A 19,728-nucleotide genomic window follows, 5' to 3' on the forward strand; every position below is an offset into this window, starting at 1 on the left:
CCTCAGCGCAGCGGCGCCGGAGGCTCCCCCTGGGCGACGTCGTCCTCGGGCCTGCGCGCGAGGCGCGCGGCCGCGCGACGGTAGAGCTCCGTGAGCGGCGCGCGGTGCGCGGCGAGGAGCACCGTCACCCCGGCCAGCCACAGGAGCACGAGCGGCACGAGCGCCGAGGAGGTCGTGTAGACGAGCACGGGGCGGAAGGCGCGCTCGCGCGTGACGAGCTCGCGGCGCGCTCGAACGGCCCGCTCGTAGTCCGGGAGCGACAGCGCGACCGGCGTCACCCCCTCCAGCACCGCGCCTCCAGGGGCGAGCGCGCCGCCGCCCTTGGGCAGATCGTCGTCCTTCGCCCTGCGCACGGCGGCGGGCGCCGGCGCCGCCGACTCGCTGTACGTCGAGTTCCAGCGCTCCGCCCTGTAGCTCCTCGCCGAGACGGCGAAGAGCCCGACCAGGAGCGCCAGGCCGCCCAGGCAGAGCAGCACCACCATCGCGGCGGCGCGGCCACGGCCTCCGAGGAGCCGCCCCGCGAGCCACGCCGCCACGGCCGTCGCGATGCCGACCAGCAGCGCCACGAACGTCGCGGGCGCCAGGAACCACAGGCCCGCCATGAGCAGCCCGCCCAGCGCGCGCAGCGCGCGCACGCGCCCGCGGCTCGCCGCCCCGCCGGGGCGGACGGCGATCCACGCGGCCACGAAGCCGATCGCCACCGCGAAGGCGTCGCCCGCGTCCGCGAACCACACCGGCCGGTCGCCGCCGAGCAGCGCGAGCGGCACCACGCGATCGGGCAGCCCGACCGTCAGCGCCACCTCGCTCGCGGTGAGCGGGTAGCTCGGCATCGGCAGCTCCAGGGTTCCTCCGAGCGAGTGCACCGCCGCCTGCGCCAGCGACTGCACCTGGATCGTGTGGCTCCCCGTCTGCAGCGGCACGAGGACCTCCTCCGCGGCCTTGCCCTGGTGCATGATCCGCTGCGCCTTCCCGTCGGTGGCGAGGTAGATCGGCCGCCCGCCCGGCGCGTAGGTCAGGTAATCGATGCCGTTGTTCTCGTAGGTGAGCGCGTCGTCGGCGACGAGGTCTCCGCGCTCGGTCAGGACCAGGGTGCGGCGGTGGTCGCGCACCACCGCGGCGAGGACCTCGACCCCCGAGAGCGGCTCGACGGCGACCTCGACGCGCTGCCCTCGCTGCACGAGCAGGAGCCGCGACGTCGCCTGGGTCCGCGGGATCGGCGACTCGGCGGCGTCGACCTGGCGCGCGTCGCCCTTCACCGTGAGGCGGTGCTCCGCGTCCGACTCGAACAGCCACCACTCGTAGGCGGAGCGCGGATCGGGCGAGAAGGCCCCGACCTTCGGGAGCGTGCCCGAGATCTTCATCTCCGCGGCGCGGCCCGAGGTGGGCAGCACGAGCTCGCCGCCCTCGACCCGGAAGCCGCTCGCGCCCGCGACGTCGAGCACCTTCTCCCCGAACGCGAGCGGCAGGCGCACGACGCCGAGGTCGCTGCCCGACCGCATGACGAGCCGGTACTCGAAGCCGATCTCCCGACCGACCCGCACCGCGCGCGACAGCTGGAAGACCGTGGGGCCCGCGCTCTGCGACCCCGCGCCCCCGTCGGGGGTGAAGTGGAGCGTCGCCCCGCTGAGCCCCGAGAGCCGCGCGCCCTCGGCGACGGAGCCGCCGGTGATGTCGGCCTCGAACGTGTTGAGCGGACCGGCGACCAGGAGCGTGAGGTCGCCCTCGAGCCACAGGGAGCCCCGGAGCACGAAGCGGCGCGCGGCCGTCCAGAGGTAGTAGTGGTCGTCCTCGAAGCTGATCGGCGCGGCCTCGCGGCGCGACGCAGGCCGTCCATCGTCGAGCGTGGCCTCGATGCGGAGGTGCGCCGGCGGCCCGAAGAGCGGCACGGCCACGGGGCGGTCGGTGAGCACGCCGCCCGAGAGCTCGAACTGGAGCGGCCCCTCGCCCACCGCGCCCGTGATGCGCAGCCGATCGAGCGCGTAACAGCGCTCCTCGCAGCCCCCCGAGCCGCCGCGCTGGTCGACCCAGCGAGAGAGCATTTCCAGCTGTCCAGCCCACGAGTCCGGCGGAGGCCCGTGCGCCTGCGCCTGCGCCGCGGCGCCCTTCGCCGCGGGCGTCGCTGGCGCCGCGCCCGCGGCAGGCGCCGCCGTCGGCGCGTCGGGCGCCTGCCCCATCGAGAGCGACGGAACGACGAGCAGCGACAGCACCACGAGAAGCCACAACAGCGTTGGTGGCGTGGCCTTGTTCCAGCGCGCGAGCGACATAGGGTAACTCCCTTCCTTGACCTGCCGAGCGAACGCGATGGCCGCCGCAGCGTCCTCATCAAACAACCTAGGGAAAAACGACGGCAACAAAATCGACATGAGGCCTTGACAGTTAACGCGTCGCGTCGCAGTGTCGAGGCGTCGCGATTGTGCCTCCGACGAAGCCACAAGGTGGCTCTGTTCGCGGGCACGGCCGTGCGGCGGGGCTCCCCTCGCTCCAGTGCACATCGCGTCTGGCGAGCCCGCGAGAGCGGGCGACGCGCGGGGCACGGGGGTCAACGCTGGATTCATCATTTCTGTACGCCCGCGGTCGTCGCGGGGGGACATATCGAAGTGGGAGGCAGACCATGAGTGAGACCCAGAGCATCACGGAGCCGAAGGCCGAGAACAGCGTGAACGGGAGCGCCGGGCCCGCGCAGGCGGCGGACGCCAGCGCCGGGGCGGCGGTCAAGCCGCCGTTCGTCGAGACGCTGCGCGAGCTGGGCACCTCCTGGGCAGGGGTGGCCATCGGTTACGGGCGGATCGCGCTCGAGGGCGCCGCGCGCGCCCTCGAGCGGTCGGCGGGCAAGCTCGGCGAGCTTCAAGGGAAGCTCAAGAAGGGCGAAGTGGCCGCAGCGGAAGGCGCCCGCTGAGCCTCCCCTCCTGCGCGCCGCCGAGGAGCGTCCATCACGGCGCTTCTGGCGGCGCCGGGACCGGCGCGCCGCCGATGCCGACGGCAACAGCATAGATCGAGCCGGCTGCGCCTCCGACGTAAAGGGTCCTCGCATCAAACCCCGGGCCCGCTCCGAACTGCGCATTGGCCACCCCGGTGGGGAGGCGCGCCAGCAGCTCGGCCTCCCCCAGGGCGGCGCCGCCCGCGTCGAGCCTCACACGATAGAGCGTCCGGTTCTCGTTATCGACCGTGTAGAGGTGACCACACGTATCGAGAACGAGTCCGTCGAGCACGGACGAGGCGACCGTGACCACGAGCGAGGGGGGTTCGCCCGGGTTGTTCAGGTCGATCTTGCGGATCTCGCCGGCAGAGGAGTTGGTGTAGAAAACCGCCCATCGCGCCGGGTCGAAGACGATTCCGTTCGGCTCGCTCACCTCGGGGGCGCCGCTCGCGATCTCGTCGATCGTGGCATCGGGGTTGAGGCGGATCACCCGATCGCCCGCGAGGTCGGTCGCCCAGACGTTGCCCAGCGCGTCCGGAGCGAGGCCGTTCGGGTCCGTGAGGCCTGTCACGTAGTCGTCGACCATTCCGGTCGCCGAGATCTGGACGACGGCGCCCTGGTTCGGCAGCGCCGCCACGAGGGTCCCGTCGGGCCGGTACCGGAGCCCGGGCACGGGGCCCGGGGGGCCCGGCAGAGACGCGAAGTTCGAGGTCCGACCCGTGGCGTCGAAGCGAACGAGGTTCGGCCCCTGCTTGGCGACGAGGTAGCCCCGGCCATCGAACGCGAAGTCCTCGCTGCCGATGAACCCGTCCGTGACCAGCGCCGGCTCGAAGGGCCCGGGCGCGAGCGCCGCACACTCGCCGCTCGGCCCCGCGCCCGCGCCGACTGCCACCCCGCCGCCCTCTCCGGTGCCCGTGGCCGCGCCGCCGCCCTCTCCGGTGCCCGTGGCCGCGCCGCCGCCCTCTCCGGTGCCCGTGGCCACGCCGCCGCCTTCTCCGGCGCTCGCGCTCGCACCGCTGCTCGACGCAGCGCCGACGTGGCCGCCGCTGCACGCCGACGGCGCCCCGAACAGGAGCAGCGCCCAGCCGAGCAGCCGGTACCCTCTCTTCATCTAGCTCGCCTCCTCGCCGCGCACACTACACGCCGCCTCCCGCATTGCCTACGGTCGACGGCGCGCGCCCGGGGCGCGAAGGCGGCCGGCGCGACGCGCCGTGGGAGCGGGGCGGGGTGGGGGTGGCCCGTGAGCGCAGCGCAGCGCGCCTAGCGCCGCGAGACGATGACGACGCCGGCGCCGACGATGGCCGCCGCGGCCCAGGTCGTCGCGGAGGCCCGCTCGCCGCCGAGCAGGACGCCGAGCGCAATGGCGACGATCGGGTTCACGTACGCGTAGCTCGTCGCGATCGCCGGGCGCGTGCTCCGGAGCAGGTACGTGTACGCGCTGAGGGCCACGATCGATCCGAACACCGCCAGATAGGCGAGCGCGAGGAGCGACCGCGATGAGGGCGCCGCCGCGAGGTGCTCACCCGAGAGCGCGCTCACCCCGAGCATCACCGCGCCGCCCGCGAGCATCTCCGCCGCGACCGCCATCGGCCCTTCCGGGAGCGGCAGCGAGCGGCTGTACAGCGAGCCGAGCGCCCACGACACGGGGGCCAGCAAGATGAGCAGGGCCCCGGCGTGCGCCGCGTGGAGATCGCCGCCGAGGTGGAGCAGCGCCGCGCCTGCGAACCCGACGAGGAGCCCGATCCACTCGCGCCGGGAGACCGCCGGGGCGCCGGCGGGCGCGCCGCCGGCGGCGCCCCGGCCTCGCGCGGTGGCGAAGAGCGCAAGCCAGAGCGGCATCGTGGACACCACGACCGCGGCGACGCCCGAGCTCACCCACTGCTGCGAGACGACGACGAACCCGTTGCCGAAGACGAGCAGCAGCACCCCGACCCGCGCCGCCGCACCCCACTGCCGCAGCGTCGGCCGCGGGGCGCCGCGCAGCCGGAGCACGCCGTAGAGCAGCGCGCCCGCCGTCATGAAGCGCGTCCCGGCCAGCAAGAAGGGCGGTATCGTCTCGAGCGCGACCGAGACCGCCAGGTACGTCGAGCCCCAGATCACGTACAGCGCGAGGAGCGAGAGCAGCACCAGCCAGCTCCCCCGCGCCCTCGCCAGCGCCGCGCGCGCCCTCTTCCCTGCCTCGCCTCTCGCCACCGCGATCTGCGCCGGCTCGAGCGCCTCCACCACGAGGAGCCCGCGCCCCTCGCCGCCATAGCTGGAGCCGGCCTCCAGCACCACGTCCTCCGGCTCCCCCTCGCGGGTGATCCAGACCGCGCCGGCGGTACAGCTCAGGAGCAGCGGGCCGCCCCGCAGGCGGTGCGTCCACAGGCGCCCCTTCCCGAGCTCGATCCGCGACGCCTCCCGGAGGCGCGATGGCGGCTCCGAAACAAGTGAGGTCAACTTCATGCCCTGAAGGGTGGGGCCAAGCGAGCGACCGGTACAGAGGCAGTCGGTTGGTAATTGAGGCCGGTACAGTTTCCGGAACAGGCGACTGTGCTGGTCCTCACGCCCGGCAGCTGTACCGGTACCGCAGGGCCCGCCCGGCTGTACACTTCGTCTCGTGCAGGTGCAGGCGCCCATCGAAGCGGAGGACGAGGCCCACCTCTACGACCGCGTCGCCGCGCACGTCGCGGATCTGATCGCGCGCGGCGCGCTGCGGCCGGGCGACCGGATCCCGTCGGTGCGGCGGCTCAGCCGGCAGCAGGGGGTCAGCGTCGCGACGGTGCTGCAGGCATACATGCAGCTCGAGAACCGCGGGCTCATCGAGGCGCGCCCGCAGTCGGGGCACTACGTCCGCGCCCGCCGGGGCACGGCGCTGCCCGAGCCCCGGGCCGCGCGCGCCTGCACCACCGCCACGCGGGTCAGCGTGAAGAGCCTCGTCTCCAAGGTCTACCGGGCGTGCCGGGACCCGCACATCGTCCCGTTCGGCGCGGCGTGCCCGAGCCCGGAGCTCCTGCCGACCGACAAGCTGAACCGGATCCTCAGCGCGATCGCGCGGAGCGCGGGCGGCGCCGGCGTCTCGTACGATCCGCCGCCCGGCCTGCCGGCGTTGCGGCGGCAGATCGCCCGGCGCTCGGTCGAGTGGGGCGTCGCGCTCTCCCCCGACGACATCGTGACGACGGTCGGCGCCATGGAGGCGCTCCACCTCTGCCTGCGCGCGGTCGCCCGCCGGGGCGACACGGTCGCGCTGGAGTCGCCGGCGTACTACGGGCTCCTCCAGCTCATCGAGAGCCTCGGCATCAAGGCGATCGAGGTCCCGTCGCACCCCCGCACCGGCATGGACCTCGACGTCCTCGAGGAGATGCTGGGCCGCCACCGCATCAAGGCGTGCCTCGCGATCCCGAACTTCAACAACCCCCTCGGCAGCGCCATGCCCGACGAGGCGAAGGAGCGCCTCGTCGCGATGCTCGCGCGCCGCGAGGTGCCGCTCATCGAGGACGACATCTACGGCGACCTGCACTTCGGCGACGTCCGCCCCCGCCCCGCCAAGGCGTTCGACAAGAAGGGCCTCGTGATGCTCTGCTCGTCGTTCACGAAGACGGTGGCGCCGGGCTACCGGGTCGGCTGGACGGCGCCCGGCCGCTTCCTCGACGAGGTCGAGCAGCTCAAGTTCGCGCAGAGCGTGGCGACCGCGACGCTGCCGCAGATGGCGATCGCCGAGTTCCTCGAGATCGGCGGGTACGACCACCACCTGCGGACGCTCCGGCGCCGGCTCGCCGCCCAGGTCGCGCGCATGAGCGAGGCGATCGCCGAGCACTTCCCGCCCGGCACCCGCGTCTCGCGCCCCGCCGGCGGCTTCGTGCTCTGGGTCGAGCTGCCGCCCGGCACGAGCGCGCTCGACGTGCACGAGCGCGCGCTCGAGCACGGCATCAGCGTCGCGCCGGGGCCGATCTTCTCGGCCAAGCACCGCTTCTCGAACTACATCCGGGTGAACTGCGGCTACCCGTTCACGGAGCTCAGCGAGCACGCGGTCCGGACGCTCGGACGGATCTGCGCCGAGACCGCCGAGGGATGACGCGGTGGACGGCCGCGGCCCCGGCGGCGGCCGGCGCGCCCTGGATGCCGTACCCGCGCTGAAGTAGAACCTTCCCTCTCGATCGAGCGCCCGCCCCGACGAGCCCACGCCCTTGCGCCCCCGACATCCCGCGTCCCTTCCTTCGCCCGCGCCCCCGCCGACGCCCGCGCTGCGGCCTGCGCTCCCGATCCTGCCTGCGCACCGCCCGCCCGAGCCCGCCCGCGCTGCAGCTCCATCGCCAGCCCGCGCCGCCTGGGCGCTCGCGGCCTCGCTCGCCGCCCTGCCCGCCTGCGGCGCCGGGGCGATCGCGTCGCCGGGCACGCGAGCGCCGGAGACGCTGCGCGCGCTGCCGGATCGCATCGACGGCAGCACCCTCCTCGGCGGGGACGCGCAGCGCGCAGCGCAGGCGGGCGCGAGCGCGCTCCGGGTGATCGGCGCGGACATGGCGTCCGACGGCGATCGGCTCGGCGCCTTCGTCGAGGTGCCCGCCGGCGAGTGCATGCTCGCGATGGCGCGGGTCTCGCCGACGATCAGCGACGTCGACCTGTTCGCCTTCGAGGACGACGGCAGCGCCTTCTCGACGGACGAGGCCGCCGACGCGCGCGCGTCCATCCTCGTCTGCCCGCCGCACCCGCGGAGGCTCTATGTCATGGCGCGCGTGATGTCGGGCGCCGGGGCGGTGAGCGTCGGCGTGCAGGGCGTCCCGGTCAAGGCGGCCGACGCGGTCGCCCGCGCCGTCGGCGCGCGCGGCAGGTCCGGCGACGAGAGCGGGCGCCTCGAGTCGTGGCCCGGCCTGGAGGCGAAGATCAGGGCGCGCCGCGCCGCGGTCGGCGCGCGCTGGGACGACGTCCGGCGCGTCGCGCTGCCCGTCGGATCGAGGACCGCGAGCCGGATCGGCGCCACCCTCGACGGCGGCCGCTGCCTCGACGTGCTCGTCTCCCCGAGCGACGAGGTCGCCTCGCTCGAGGTGGTCGCGGAGGACGAGACCGGCAGGGTCGTCGCGCGCGCGCGCGAGCGGGGCCAGGATCGCTCGCTGCTCCTCTGCTCGGCGGTCTCCGTGGAGCTCTCGATCGCGATCCGCTCGCGCGGCACGCAGGGCCTCGTGGCCGTGGTCGTGGGCCGCTCGCAGCCGGGCGCCGAGGCGGAGATCTCCGGCGCCACGCCGATCGAGCGCGTGACCGAGGGCCGCGACCTCGCCGAGGCGCGGGTGGACCACGCCCGCGCGCTCGCCGGCCGGGGCTACGGCGCGCCGCGCGTGTCGACCGGGGCCGCGCGGCTCGGCAGCCGGACGACGCTGCCGATCGAGCTGCCGGCCGGCTGCGCGCGGATCGACGTGCTGGCCGGCAAGCCGCTCGCCGACGTGCTCGCGGAGCTCTGGAGCGAGGGCCACGCCCTCCTCGGCCGCGCCCGGGGCGGCGCCCGGGCGACGCTCTTCACCTGCGGGCGCGGCGGACCCGCCCGCGTCGACGTCGAGTCGATGGCGCAGCCTGGCCCGTTCGCCGTGGAGGTCCGCAAGGAGCCCGAGGCCCCGCCGGCGCTCGTCGCCCATCCGCTCGCCGCCGCGAGGCTGCTCGGGCGCATGAGCGCCGCCGGCCCCGCCGACGCCGCGGGGGCGGCCGGCGCGCAGGCGGTGGGGCTCGACGCCGCGCGCCTCAAGATCCTCCCGCTCCCGATCCCGGCCAACACGTGCGCCGAGGTGATCGTGGCGCTCGACGCCGACGGCGCGGGCGTCGATCTGCGGCTCGTCGACACCTCGACGGGCGAGAGCTCGCTCGCCAGGGCGCGGCACGTCGTGTCCGACAGCCGCTGCGCCGGCCCGGCCGCCGTCCCCGCGTCGATCGAGCTGCGCCTCGCGCACGGCAAGGGAGACGCCCTCGTGCTGATCCGCACCTCGCCCAGGTCGCGCTGAGCGAGCAGGCGCCGAGGCGAGAACGCTCGACCGCCCGCCGCGCCTTGACAGCGGAACCCCCCGAGCCCTCAGATGACGGCCGAGGGGCCGTTCGATGTCCTCGGGTCGCTTCGCCATCGCCACGCACGCCCTCGCGCTGCTCGCCCAGTCCGACGAGAGCTGCGCGAGCGACGCGCTGTCGGCGAGCATCAACACGAACCCGGCCTTCCTGCGGCGCATCCTCGCGCGGCTGTCGCAGGCCGGGCTCATCGAGGCGCGGGAGGGCCGCTCGGGCGGCTATCGCCTGGCGAGGCCGGCCAAGAAGATCCGGCTGAGCGAGGTGTACGCCGCCGTCGAGCCGGAAGGCGCCATCGCGCCGAGCCCGTGCGAGCCGAACGCGAGGTGCCCGATCGGGTCGGGGATCCAGCGGGCGTTCGATGAGGTCGCCGAGGCGGCCAACGCAGGGCTGCTGCGCGGCCTCGCGCAGAAGACCGTCGCGGACATCGCGCTCCGGGCGCAGCACCTCGGCCGCCCTGCGCCTGCGCCGATCAAGGCCGGCTGATCGCGGAGGCGCCTGGCCGCGCGGCGACGCCGCCGGCCTCCTGCCCCGGGCACACGCGAGGCCGCCATCCCTGCGGGCGGCCGAGCCGCTCCCCTGGCAGAAACTGAAACCGTGCATATAACAGTTGGAGCGAGCGTGGCTGTCGAGGATCGGGCCGGCATCGGGCCGGCGCGTCGCAGCCAGGGCCCGCTCACTCCCGAGAAAACCGAAAGGACAGCGCCATGGGCAGCAGCAATGTCATCGAAGTCAACGACCTGAATTTCGCGCAGGAGGTCCTGCAGACGGACACGCCGGTGCTCGTGGACTTCTCGGCATCCTGGTGCGCCCCCTGCAAGCGGCTCGCGCCGATCGTCGATGAGATCGCCGCCGAGACGGCGGGCCAGGTCAAGGTGGTCAAGCTCGACGTCGACGCGTCGCCCGAGGCCGCGCAGCGCTTCGGCATCCGCGGCCTGCCGACGGTGGTCGCCTTCCAGAAGGGCGAGCCCGTCGGGCGGCACGTCGGCCTCACGAACAAGAAGACGCTGCTCGCGCTCCTCGGACGTTGAGCGCGCCGAGAACCTCGAGCGCATCGAGCCTCCGCCGGCGATCGTCCGCGCCGTGACGTGCCCCACATCGCGCCCCCTGCGCGACGGAGACGCCACCACAGCGCGCGCCAGGACCGCTGGACACCCGACATCGACCTTCATTTCGCGAGCGGCTCCCGCCTTCACCCCGACCGCACGGGATGTGCGCGGCGCGCGGCCGTCGCATTGCGCGCCGGCCGTCTTCTACGGACGCAGCATCCCGTTGACATGACCACCCGATACGAGATTTTCTCGTCCGAGGAAGCCCAGCACTCCGCAACGCCGCTCGCTGCCGTCCGTCGTGGCGGTCGAGGGTCGCCACGCGGAGCCCTGCCGGTGTGGGTATTTCTGGCACGGCGCGACCGAGCCTGGCTTCCCGGACGCCATGGCCCTGTTCGACGACGACTTCGAGACGCTCGAGCAGCTCCCCGAGATGCGAAAATCTCGCGGGAAGGGCGGAGATTCGCACGGCCAGAGCCCCACCCCCGTGAGCCTCGGCCGCGCCCGCGCGGAGCTCACGGATCTGTCCAGCGACGGCCCCCGCTACGAGATGCGGTCGCTGCTCGGCGTCGGGGGGATGGGCGAGGTCCACTTCTGCAGGGACCGCCGCATCGGCCGCGACGTGGCCATGAAGGTCATCCGCGCCGAGCACCAGGGCGACACGACGCTGCGCCACCGGTTCCTCCGCGAGGCCCGGGTGCAGGGCCAGCTCGAGCACCCGTCGATCGTGCCCGTCTACGACCTCGGCGTGGACAACAAGGGCTCGGCGTACTTCACGATGAAGCGCCTCCGGGGCCTCACGCTGGCGAGGATCCTGAACGAGCTCCGCGAGGGCGACCCGACGGCGCTCCAGAGCTTCTCGCGCCGCAGGCTGCTCACCGCCTTCTCGTCGGTCTGCATCGCCGTCGACTTCGCGCACTCGCGCGGCGTGCTCCACCGCGACCTCAAGCCCGCCAACATCATGCTCGGCGACTTCGGCGAGGTGTACCTGCTCGACTGGGGCGTCGCGAAGCTCATCGACACGCCGCTCCAGACGATCGACATGGGCGAAGATCCCATGAGCACGCGGACCATCCCGGGCGACGTGCTCGGTACCCTCGGGTACATGTCGCCGGAGCAGGCGCAGGGGTGCGTCGACACGCTCGACGTGCGCAGCGACATCTACTCGCTCGGCGCGATCCTCTTCGAGCTCCTCACGCTCAAGCCGCTGCACCCGAAGAAGGACCGCACCGAGATGCTCGACTCGCTCATTCACGGCGCCGACGCGCGGGCGTCGGTGCGCGCGCCCGAGCGCGAGGTGCCGCCGGAGCTCGACGCGATCTGCGTGACGGCGACGCGGCGCGAGCCCTCCGAGCGCTACCCGTCCGCCCGCGCGCTCTACGAGGCGGTCGAGCGGTTCCTCGACGGCGACAAGGACGTGGAGCTCCGCCGCGACCTCGCGGCGCGGCACGCGGGGCTGGCCGAGGAGCGCGTGACGGAGGCGCTCGCCGGCGGCAAGGAAGCCGAGGGCGCGCGGAAGGCGCTGCTCAGCGAGGTCGGCCAGGCGCTCGCCTTCGATCCGTCCAACGAGCGCGCCCTGGAGACGCTCCGGCGCGTCCTGACCGAGCCGCCGCGCGAGATGCCGGGGGAGGTGCTCGCCGAGCTGGACGCGGCCGCGGCGGCGCGGCACCGGCTGCAGCTGCGCGCGGGCATGCGCGCCGAGCTGCTCGCGACGGCGATCGCGACGCTGGTCGCCGCGGTGTGGCTCGGCATCCGGGAGTGGCAGGTCTTCGCCTTCATCCTGGGCTTCACCGCCCTGGCGGCGCTGATGAAGTTCCTCGCCGCGCGCGTCGTCCACCGCCCGGCCGCGGAGTGGTACGCCTACGCCGGCTTCGTCTTCAACGTGCTCAGCTTCCTGTGCATCGGGCGCGGCTTCGGCCCGCTGCTCTTCATGCCGATGCTGCTCGTCATCCTCACGTACGGCAACTCGTTCACGTACCGGACGGCCTACCGCGTCGCCGTCGTCGTGACCAGCTGCATCGCGGTGCTGGCCGCCGCGTGGATCGAGTACTCGGGCGTCCTGCCCCGCTCGTACGAGTTCGCGGGCGGCGCGATGGTCATCCTGCCCCAGGCCGTCGAGCACTCGAAGATCGCGACGATGACGGCGCTGACGCTGACGACCCTGTTCATGCTTGTCGTGCCGGCGTTCATGATGGGCCAGCACCAGCACGCGCTGCGCGCCGCGGAGCGACGCGCGTTCCTGCAGGCCTGGCAGCTCCGCCAGCTGCTGCCGGAGCGGGCCCAGCCCGGCGCCGCGGCCAGCCCAGGCCCGGAGCAGGCCCCGCGCCGCCGCCCGAGGCGCCCCCACGCCGCGGAGTGAGCGGGGTCAGTCCATCGGCCAGACCGCGACGACCCAGACCGGCGAGCCGCCGCGCGCGGACACGCGGAGGGCGGCGCTCTCCTCGATCTCGGAGCAGAACGCCACGCCGGCGCTCTCGCCGTTCTCGCCGGCGTCGTCGCGCCCGGCGCGGTCGCCGAGCTCGACGGAGATCCGGAGCGCGCGCAGCTCGCCCCGGGCCAGCGCCGCCGCCGCGAAGTAGCAGCGGCCCGGCTCGACCTGGACCGGGACGAGCGTGTCGCCCTGCGCGCCGATCGCCTCGGCGATCGCCTGCGCGCGCGGCGCGGGCGCGTGGCGGCGGCGCAGCGCGGCGGCCAGGTTGCCCCGGGCGCGCGCGCCGAAGTGCCCCGGCACGAACGCGGACATCGGCCACTGCGCGTCGGACAGCACGACCTTCACCGGCCCCGCGGCCCCGAGGAAAGGCACCTCGACGACCCCCTGCTCGCCCAGGCAGAAATCGAGCCGCGCGTCGGGCGCGTCGGACCTGTCGCGATCGAGCAGCCTGCCCGTGGTCCCCTCGCGCGCCTCGGCGTCGAGGTCGGTCGCGCGGCGCAACGTGGCGCTCGGCACCTCGGCCATCAGGTCGAGGCGGTGGCAGCCCTCGGGGAGCTTGACCGAGAACTGCCCCGTCCCGATCGACGAGGCGCGCATGTCGGTCGGAGCGACGCGCGGCGCCCCTTCCGCGAGCGCGCGCCGCGCGGCCCGCGCGACCCGGGCGTCGAGCGGCCCCGGCTCGGAGGGCCGCCCAGGGTCGCCGCGGGGCGCGACGGGCCCGGACGCGCGCTCCGGCAGGATGGCCTCGACGCGCTCCAGCGGCCCGCTCGACGCGGCGACGACGACATCGAACGCGCTGCGCGTCGACAGCACCTCGATCGCCACGCGGCGCAGCCCCTCGCGCTCGGCCCCGCACCGCGTGACGGCCGCGACCCCGGCGACGCTCAGGACGCGGCGGTCGTCCTCGGGCTCCGCGCCGCGCAGCTGTTGGATGAGGCCCTCGAGGGCGGGGACGCCGCCCGATGGCCCCTCGGGAGAGAGCGTGAACTCCGCCGTGCGCGGCGCGAGGAACGCGGCGGTGAGGCACTCGTCCGCCGCCGCGCCGGCAGCGCCAGCCACGCGGGCCGGGCCGGCGGGCGGATCGATCGCCACGACCCGGGCGCGGCCGTGCTCGAGGAAGATGGGGGGGAGGCGCGCGACGCGCGCGCCCGAGAGCGACCACATCCGCGCGACGCGCGCGGCGTCGTCGCTGAGATCCGCGCGCGCCGTCGTCCCCGCGGAGACGCCGGCGAGCGCGGCGAGGAGGGAGAGGGCCGCGGCGCGCGCGGCGCGCGCCACGCGCGCCCCGTCTGATGCCGCGCGGCCCCGCTCGGCGGCGCCGCCCGCCGCGGCCCTCAGGCGCCCGCGGCTACGACGAGCTGCGCATCGACTCGATGAGGATGCGCGCGACCTCCGGACGGGAGAACTCAGGCGGCGGCAGCTCGCCGCGCTGGAGCAGCTCGCGCACCTTCGTCCCGGACAGGTTGACCTGCGTCGACGCATCACCAGGCGCCGTCTTCGCCGTGGCCATCGCGCCGACCACCGTCGAGTAGAACGCGTTCTCGAAGTTGAGCGTGGTGATGCCGAGCTCTCCGGGGCTGAAGGCATTGAAGATCTCCTGCGCGTCGTACGTGCCGTAGTAGCTGCCGACGCCGGCGTGATCGCGCCCCACGATGAAGTGGGAGCAGCCGTAGTTCTTGCGCGCCAGCGCGTGGAAGATCGCCTCGCGCGGCCCCGCGTAGCGCATCGCCGCCGGGTAGATCGAGAGGAGCACGCGGTCCTTCACATAGTACTTCGCGATGAGCTCCTCGTAGCAACGCATCCGCACGTCCGCCGGGATGTCGTCCGACTTGGTCGCGCCGACGAGCGGGTGGATCATCAGGCCGTCGCAGATCTCCAGCGCCGTCTTGGTGATGAACTCGTGCGCCCTGTGGATCGGGTTCCGCGTCTGGAACCCGACGATGCGGCGCCAGCCCTTCTCGGCGAAGTACGCCCGCGTCGTCGCCGGGCTCCGGTCGTACGCCGGGAACGCCGAGTCGACGGGCCGCTCCAGCACGCGGATCTCGCCGCCGACGTACACGGGGCCCGTGCTCATCAGGTACGCGACGCCCGGGTGCTTCGTCTCGGTCGTCCGGAACACCTCCTGCGCCTCGATCTCCTTGTTCGGCCGCCACTTGTCGCTCAGCTCGATGACCGCGACGATGCGGCCGTCGCGCGCGCGGAGCGCCGCCTCGGAGCCCACGCGGAGCCCCTCGGCCGCCTGCTCGGAGACGGCGAGCGTGATCGGCATCGACCACGGCAGGCCGCTCTCGAGCCGCATCTCGCGCACGACGCGCAGGTAGTCCTTCGAGTTCATGAAGCCGCGCAGCGGGGAGAACGCCCCGATCGCGATCATTTCGACGTCGCTCTCGGTCCGCTCGTCGAGCTCGATGACCGGCAGCCCCTTCGCCCGCTCCGCGAGCGACGCCTTCGCCGCGCCCTCGACCCACCGGTTCACGAGCTCGCCGCCGTGCGGCGCGATCAGCCCGCGCGCGCCGCCCGCGGCCGCCCCCGCGGCGGCCGCGCCGGACACGGCGACCGCGCCTCCGCGGCGCGGGACGTAGCCGAGCTCCTCGAGCTTGGCGAGGATCTTGGCGAGGCTCTCCTCCTTCGTCTCCTTGCCGGTGTCGACGAGCACCTCGGGGCTCTCGGGCGCCTCGTACGGATCGTCGATGCCCGTGAAGTTCTTGATCTCGCCCGCGAGCGCCTTCTTGTAGAGCCCCTTCGCGTCGCGCTCGGCGAGCACGGGGATCTCGCAGGAGCAGAACACCTCGACGAAGTGGGGGATCTGGGCCCGCTGCTCGTCACGGATCGCCTTGTAAGGGCTGATGGCGGCCGTCATCGCGCACGCGCCCGACCGGGCGATGAGCTTCGCCACGTATCCGATCCGCCGGATGTTCGTATCGCGGTCCTCCTTCGAGAACCCGAGGCCCTTCGAGAGGTTGGTGCGCACCTCGTCGCCGTCGAGCACCTCCACATGGACGGAGCGGGCGCGGAGCTCGGCCGAGAGCATCGCCGCGAGCGTGCTCTTGCCGGCGCCGCTCAAACCGGTGAACCAGACAACAAAACCTGACATTTAGGCAACTCCTTCGATGATGAAGTGACGACTACGGACTCGGCCTCTCCGGGCCTCGGATTCAGATCCCTCAACGAGCGGATGAGGGCTGCGCGAGAGCGCGTCGACGCGCGCCCCGGCGCGATGAGCTCAATCGACGACGGAGAACGTCGACGCGACGAACGCGGCGCCGTCCCACACGAAGAGGCGGTGCTCGGCGATGCGGGGCGCCTCCTCCGGGCGCCCTTCGCCGGAGCCGCCGCGCACGCTGGTGACGAGGAACGCGAGCGGGAACGCCGGCCCGGGCCCCAGCACGATCTGGCCCCCTTCCTCGGCCGGCGGCTCGCCGCCGCTCATCATGGCCGCGTCCGTCGGGCTGAAGTAAGCGCCGGCGTCGAGGTGCGAGTGATAGAGCACCTTCACCGGGCGCCCCGCCGAGGCGCCCTTCTCGACAGCGTCGGAGAAGCGCTTGCCGTTGAAATCGAAGAACGTCCGCGCCGTCCGGAAGTACCGCTCCGGATCGATGGCGTGAAGCTTGTTCGCGATGTTGTCCATCCGGACGTGCTCGTCGCAGAGCAGCGGCTCGGCCGCGGGCCCCTTCAGGTACCCGCAGGCCTCCTCGTCGCGCGCGTAGCCCGCGAGCGCCTCGTCCTCGACCGCCTTGAGCACGCTCGCCTTGAGGACGACCCCACCGGCGGTCCACGGCTGTGGAGACATCACCATAAGTAACGCTTCTCCCATTTCATGGGCGCAAAATAGCGGTCGCCCCGGTCCGGGACAATCGCCACGACGCACCCTCCTTGCTGTTCGCGGTGCAGGCGCTTCGCCACCTCGAAGGCCGCGAAGACGGCCGCGCCGCCCGAGTGCCCCACGTGCAGCGCCTCCTCGCGCGCGAGGCGATCGGACATGTCCCAGCCGTCCTCCGTCGCGATGCGCATCGTCTCGTGGTACGCGCCCTCGTCGTGGATGGCGGGCACGAGCGAGCTCGGCAGGTGCTTGAGCCCCTCCAGCCCGTGGAGCGCCTCCGTGGGCTCCACGGCGATGCAGCGGATCGGGCGATGGTGCTCGCGCAGCCGCCGGCTCGTCCCGACGATGGTGCCGCTCGTGCCGATGCCGGCCACGAAGTGCGTGATCCTGTCGCCGACCGCCTCCAGGATCTCGCGCGCCGTGCCGTGGTAGTGGGCGAGCGGGTTGTCCTCGTTCGAGTACTGATCCGGGTAGAAGTACCGCTCCGGATCCTTCTCGACCAGCGAGCGCACGAGGCGGATCGCGCCGTCGGAGCCCTCCATCGGGTCGCTGAAGATGAGCTCCGTGCCGAACGCGCGCGCGATGTCCTTGCGCGCCTTCGACACGTTCGACGGCATGACGAGCGCCACCTTGAAGCCCATCGCCGCGCCGAAGAGCGAGTAGGCGACCCCGGTGTTGCCGCTCGTCGAGTCGATGAGCGTCCTCTGGCTGGTGAGGCGGCCGTCCGCGGCGGCGCGGGTCATCATCCGCAGCGCGGCGCGATCCTTCACCGAGCCGCCGGGGTTCGCGAACTCGAGCTTGGCGTAGACCTCGACCGACGGCGTGTCGCGGCCGACGCGCGAGAGGCGCAAGAGCGGCGTGTCGCCCACCGCGTCGACGACCGATCCCAGGCGGCGGGAGCGGGCGAGCGAGTGCCTCATGACGGGTCGACCTCCCCCGCGCTCCCCTGCCCCGCGCTCCCCGCGGCGCTGCCCAGAGCCAGCGCGGCGCGCATCTCGGCGAGCGCCGCGCGCGCGCCGGCGAGCACGGCGCGCGCCGCGGGCGAGGCGACGAGGTCCGCGGGCGCGAGCGCGGCGAGGTCGATCGCGCCGTCCGCGAGCGCGCCGAAGCCGGCGCCGCGCGCGTAGCGCTCCGCCACCTCGTGCGCGAGCGGCGGCGCGTCGCTGCCGCCGCCGAGCACGCGCGCCGTCGCCGCCCCGAGCCTCGCCTGTCCCTCTGGACCGATCTCCGCGAGCAACACCTGGCGGAGATAGCGCGGGTCGTCCACCTCAGCCCCCGGCGATCGCGGGCACGATCGCCACCTGGTCACCGCCCTTCACGGGCGTCTTCAGCCCGTCGAGGAAGCGGATGTCCTCGTCGCCCACGAAGATGTTCACGAAGCGCCGCACGCCCTTGTCGTCGAGGAGTCGGTCGCGGATGCCGGGGTAGCTCTTCTCGAGGTTCTCGATCAGCTCGCCGACGGTGCCGCCGGCGGCTTTGACCTCGTCCTGCCCGCCGGTGAGCGTGCGGAGCGGGGTCGGGATGCGGACGGTCGCGGTGTCAGCCATGGTCTTGCTCTCCAGTCTTGAGGTGGGTCGAGGATCCGCTCTCGCGGTCCGTTTCAGCAGGGGTCGAGGATCCGCTCTCGCGGTCCCCTTCAACGTGGGTCGGGGATCCGCTCTCGCGGTCCCCTTCAACGTGGGTCGGGGATCCGCTCTCGGCCGCGCACGCGACGACGTAGCGGGACGCGTCGATCGTCGCGATCGCGGCGCGCGCTCCGCACAGGTCGCAGGCGGGCCGCGCGGAGACAGGGACGCTGCGCAGCGTGTCCGTGCGGCCGTCGTACGTCGCGATCCGGCCGAAGATCGACGCGTCGCCCGCGAGGATCGCCAGCGCGCGATCCGCCGCGATCGCGCCGGCCACGCCGCACACCGGGCCCGCCACCCCGGCCGTGGCGCAATCCGGCGCGTTCCCGGTCGGCAGGTCCTCGAACAGGCAGCGGTAGCAGGGCGCCCCCTCCCCCGCGACCGCCATCACCGTCGCGCGCCAGCGGATCGCGGCGGCATGGACCACCGGCGTCCTCGTGAGGCGGCACACGTCGGCGATCAGGAACCGCGACGCGAAGTTGTCGGTCGCGTCGACCACCACGGAGACGCCCGGCATCAGCCCCGCCGCCGCGCTCGGCGTGAAGCGGCCGTAACGGCGGTCGACGCGGAGCCCGGGGAAGCGGCGGCGCAGCGCCTCCGCGAACGCATCGAGCTTCGGCCGCCCGACGTCGTCGTCGTCGAACAGGATCTGACGATGCAGGTTCGTCAGCTCGACCTCGTCGTCGTCCGCGACCCGGAGCTCCCGCACCCCGGCGGCGGCGAGCGCGAGCGCGGCGGGCGCGGCGATCCCCCCCGCCCCGACGAGGAGGACGCACCCGCGGATCGCCTCGCCGCCGCCGCTCATCGGAAATACTCGTCCAGGCTGAAGTAGCGCTCGCCGGTGTCGCAGAGGACGGTCACCACGTTGGCGTCGGGGCCGAGCTCGCGGGCGACGTCGAGCGCGACGCGCACCGCCGCGCCAGCGCTGATGCCGACGAGCAGCCCCTCCTGCCGGGCCAGCGCCACCTTCGTGTCGTACGCGGCGCGATCGCTGACCGTCCGCACCTCGTCCACCACGCCCGGATCGTAGTTCGCGGGGACGAACCCGGCGGCGAGCCCCTGGATCTTGGTGGGCCCGCGCTCGCCGCGCGAGATCGTCGCGCACGACTCGGGCTCGACCGCGATGACGCGCGTCGCCGCGCGCATCCGCTTGAGCACCCGCCCGACGCCGCTCACCGACCCGCCCGTCCCCACGCCGGCGACGAACGCGTCGATCGTCAGCGACTGCCGGGGACCGGGCCGCCCCGGCGCGTCGAGGCCGGCCATCGCGTGCAGGATCTCCCGCGCGGTCGTCTCCGCGTGGACGCGCGGGTTGTCGGGGTTGTCGAACTGGCTGAGGATGAGCGCCCCCGGGATGTCCGCCGCGAGCTCGCGCGCCCGCGCGATGGCCCCCTCCATCTGCAGCTCGGGCTCGGTCAGGACGACCTCCGCGCCGTAGGCCTCGAGCAGCTGGCGCCGCTCCAGGCTCATGCTCGCCGGCATCGTGAGGATGCAGCGGTACCCCTTCGCCGCGCACACGATCGCGAGCCCGATCCCGGTGTTCCCCGACGTGGGCTCGATGACGACGCCGCCCGCGCCGAGCAGCCCGCGCGCCTCGGCGCCCTCGATCATCGCCAGGCAGATCCGGTCCTTCAGCGAGCCGCCCGGGTTCTGCTGCTCGGCCTTCCCGAAGACGCGCCCCCGGGGCGTCGCCGCGTCGACGCGGCGGATCTCGAAGAGCGGCGTGTCGCCCACGAGGTCGAGGAGGCTGTCGACGACGCGCGGGTGCGACGGGAGCGGCGGGAGCTGCGCTGCGCCCTTCGCGGGTTCCGCGGGTGTGCGGGGGGCGCCGGTGGACTGTGCGGATCGTTCGGGGCTGCTCATGGTGT

Annotated in this window: 17 protein-coding genes; 6 read left to right on the forward strand and 11 right to left on the reverse strand. The window is 73.9% G+C overall.

What is annotated here, in order from left to right; genetic code table 11:
* Positions 1–2: 2 nt before the first annotated feature.
* Positions 3–2,264 (reverse strand): hypothetical protein, encoded by a 2,262-nt coding sequence (locus WMF39_RS31290; RefSeq protein ID WP_437740142.1) that lies wholly within the window; start codon positions 2,262–2,264, stop codon positions 3–5.
* Positions 2,265–2,611: 347 nt separating this feature from the next.
* Between WMF39_RS31290 and WMF39_RS31295 the strand changes: the two genes are divergently transcribed.
* A complete protein-coding gene (locus WMF39_RS31295) occupies positions 2,612–2,896 on the forward strand; it encodes a hypothetical protein (protein ID WP_437740143.1) in 285 nt (94 codons plus the stop codon).
* 34 nt (positions 2,897–2,930) lie between these two features.
* Here WMF39_RS31295 and WMF39_RS31300 read toward each other — a convergent pair whose 3' ends face one another.
* Both WMF39_RS31300 and yedA read right to left on the reverse strand, forming a co-directional pair.
* Positions 2,931–4,028 carry an SMP-30/gluconolactonase/LRE family protein gene (locus WMF39_RS31300; RefSeq protein WP_437740144.1) on the reverse strand — a complete coding sequence of 366 codons (1,098 nt, stop codon included), beginning with the start codon at positions 4,026–4,028 and terminating at the stop codon, positions 2,931–2,933.
* Between the two features lie 149 nt (positions 4,029–4,177).
* Entirely contained in the window at positions 4,178–5,356 is a 1,179-nt protein-coding gene (gene yedA / locus WMF39_RS31305) for a drug/metabolite exporter YedA (RefSeq protein ID WP_437740145.1), read from the reverse strand.
* A gap of 160 nt (positions 5,357–5,516) precedes the next feature.
* Here yedA and WMF39_RS31310 point away from each other — a divergent pair, with 160 nt between their 5' ends.
* The 5 genes from WMF39_RS31310 to WMF39_RS31330 all read left to right on the forward strand — a co-directional run bounded on the left by WMF39_RS31310 (position 5,517) and on the right by WMF39_RS31330 (position 12,343).
* Entirely contained in the window at positions 5,517–6,971 is a 1,455-nt protein-coding gene (locus WMF39_RS31310; RefSeq protein ID WP_437740146.1) for a PLP-dependent aminotransferase family protein, read from the forward strand.
* A gap of 112 nt (positions 6,972–7,083) precedes the next feature.
* Positions 7,084–8,880, forward strand: a complete 1,797-nt coding sequence (locus WMF39_RS31315; protein ID WP_437740147.1) for a hypothetical protein — start codon at positions 7,084–7,086, stop codon at positions 8,878–8,880.
* A 94-nt stretch (positions 8,881–8,974) separates the two neighbouring features.
* The gene (locus tag WMF39_RS31320; RefSeq protein WP_437740148.1) at positions 8,975–9,421 is read left to right on the forward strand and encodes an Rrf2 family transcriptional regulator; all 447 of its coding nucleotides are present in this window, start codon (positions 8,975–8,977) and stop codon (positions 9,419–9,421) included.
* Positions 9,422–9,642: 221 nt separating this feature from the next.
* Positions 9,643–9,966 (forward strand): thioredoxin, encoded by a 324-nt coding sequence (trxA, locus tag WMF39_RS31325; RefSeq protein WP_437522675.1) that lies wholly within the window; start codon positions 9,643–9,645, stop codon positions 9,964–9,966.
* 403 nt (positions 9,967–10,369) lie between these two features.
* Entirely contained in the window at positions 10,370–12,343 is a 1,974-nt protein-coding gene (locus tag WMF39_RS31330) for a serine/threonine protein kinase (protein ID WP_437740149.1), read from the forward strand.
* 6 nt (positions 12,344–12,349) lie between these two features.
* Here WMF39_RS31330 and WMF39_RS31335 read toward each other — a convergent pair whose 3' ends face one another.
* From WMF39_RS31335 to cysK, 8 genes are all read right to left on the reverse strand, one after another.
* Positions 12,350–13,693 carry a hypothetical protein gene (locus WMF39_RS31335; protein ID WP_437740150.1) on the reverse strand — a complete coding sequence of 448 codons (1,344 nt, stop codon included), beginning with the start codon at positions 13,691–13,693 and terminating at the stop codon, positions 12,350–12,352.
* 70 nt (positions 13,694–13,763) lie between these two features.
* Positions 13,764–15,509, reverse strand: a complete 1,746-nt coding sequence (gene sat, locus WMF39_RS31340; RefSeq protein WP_437740151.1) for a sulfate adenylyltransferase — start codon at positions 15,507–15,509, stop codon at positions 13,764–13,766.
* A gap of 129 nt (positions 15,510–15,638) precedes the next feature.
* A complete protein-coding gene (locus WMF39_RS31345) occupies positions 15,639–16,211 on the reverse strand; it encodes a Mov34/MPN/PAD-1 family protein (RefSeq protein WP_437740152.1) in 573 nt (190 codons plus the stop codon).
* Positions 16,205–17,155, reverse strand: coding sequence for a PLP-dependent cysteine synthase family protein (locus WMF39_RS31350; protein ID WP_437740153.1), 951 nt, complete (start codon positions 17,153–17,155; stop codon positions 16,205–16,207). The genes WMF39_RS31345 and WMF39_RS31350 overlap by 7 nt, the downstream gene beginning before the upstream one ends.
* Positions 17,152–17,502, reverse strand: a complete 351-nt coding sequence (locus tag WMF39_RS31355) for a thiamine biosynthesis protein ThiF (RefSeq protein ID WP_012238382.1) — start codon at positions 17,500–17,502, stop codon at positions 17,152–17,154. Before WMF39_RS31355 ends, WMF39_RS31350 begins: the two co-directional genes overlap by 4 nt.
* A gap of 1 nt (position 17,503) precedes the next feature.
* Positions 17,504–17,782 (reverse strand): MoaD/ThiS family protein, encoded by a 279-nt coding sequence (locus WMF39_RS31360; RefSeq protein ID WP_437303463.1) that lies wholly within the window; start codon positions 17,780–17,782, stop codon positions 17,504–17,506.
* Positions 17,775–18,665: a HesA/MoeB/ThiF family protein gene (locus tag WMF39_RS31365; protein ID WP_437740154.1), complete on the reverse strand. Its 891-nt coding sequence runs from the start codon at positions 18,663–18,665 to the stop codon at positions 17,775–17,777. Before WMF39_RS31365 ends, WMF39_RS31360 begins: the two co-directional genes overlap by 8 nt.
* Positions 18,662–19,723, reverse strand: a complete 1,062-nt coding sequence (cysK, locus tag WMF39_RS31370) for a cysteine synthase A (RefSeq protein WP_437740155.1) — start codon at positions 19,721–19,723, stop codon at positions 18,662–18,664. Before cysK ends, WMF39_RS31365 begins: the two co-directional genes overlap by 4 nt.
* Positions 19,724–19,728 lie beyond the last annotated feature (5 nt).

The organism is Sorangium sp. So ce1504, from assembly GCF_051521635.1.
Taxonomy (GTDB): Bacteria; Myxococcota_A; Polyangia; order Polyangiales; family Polyangiaceae; genus Sorangium; species Sorangium cellulosum_B.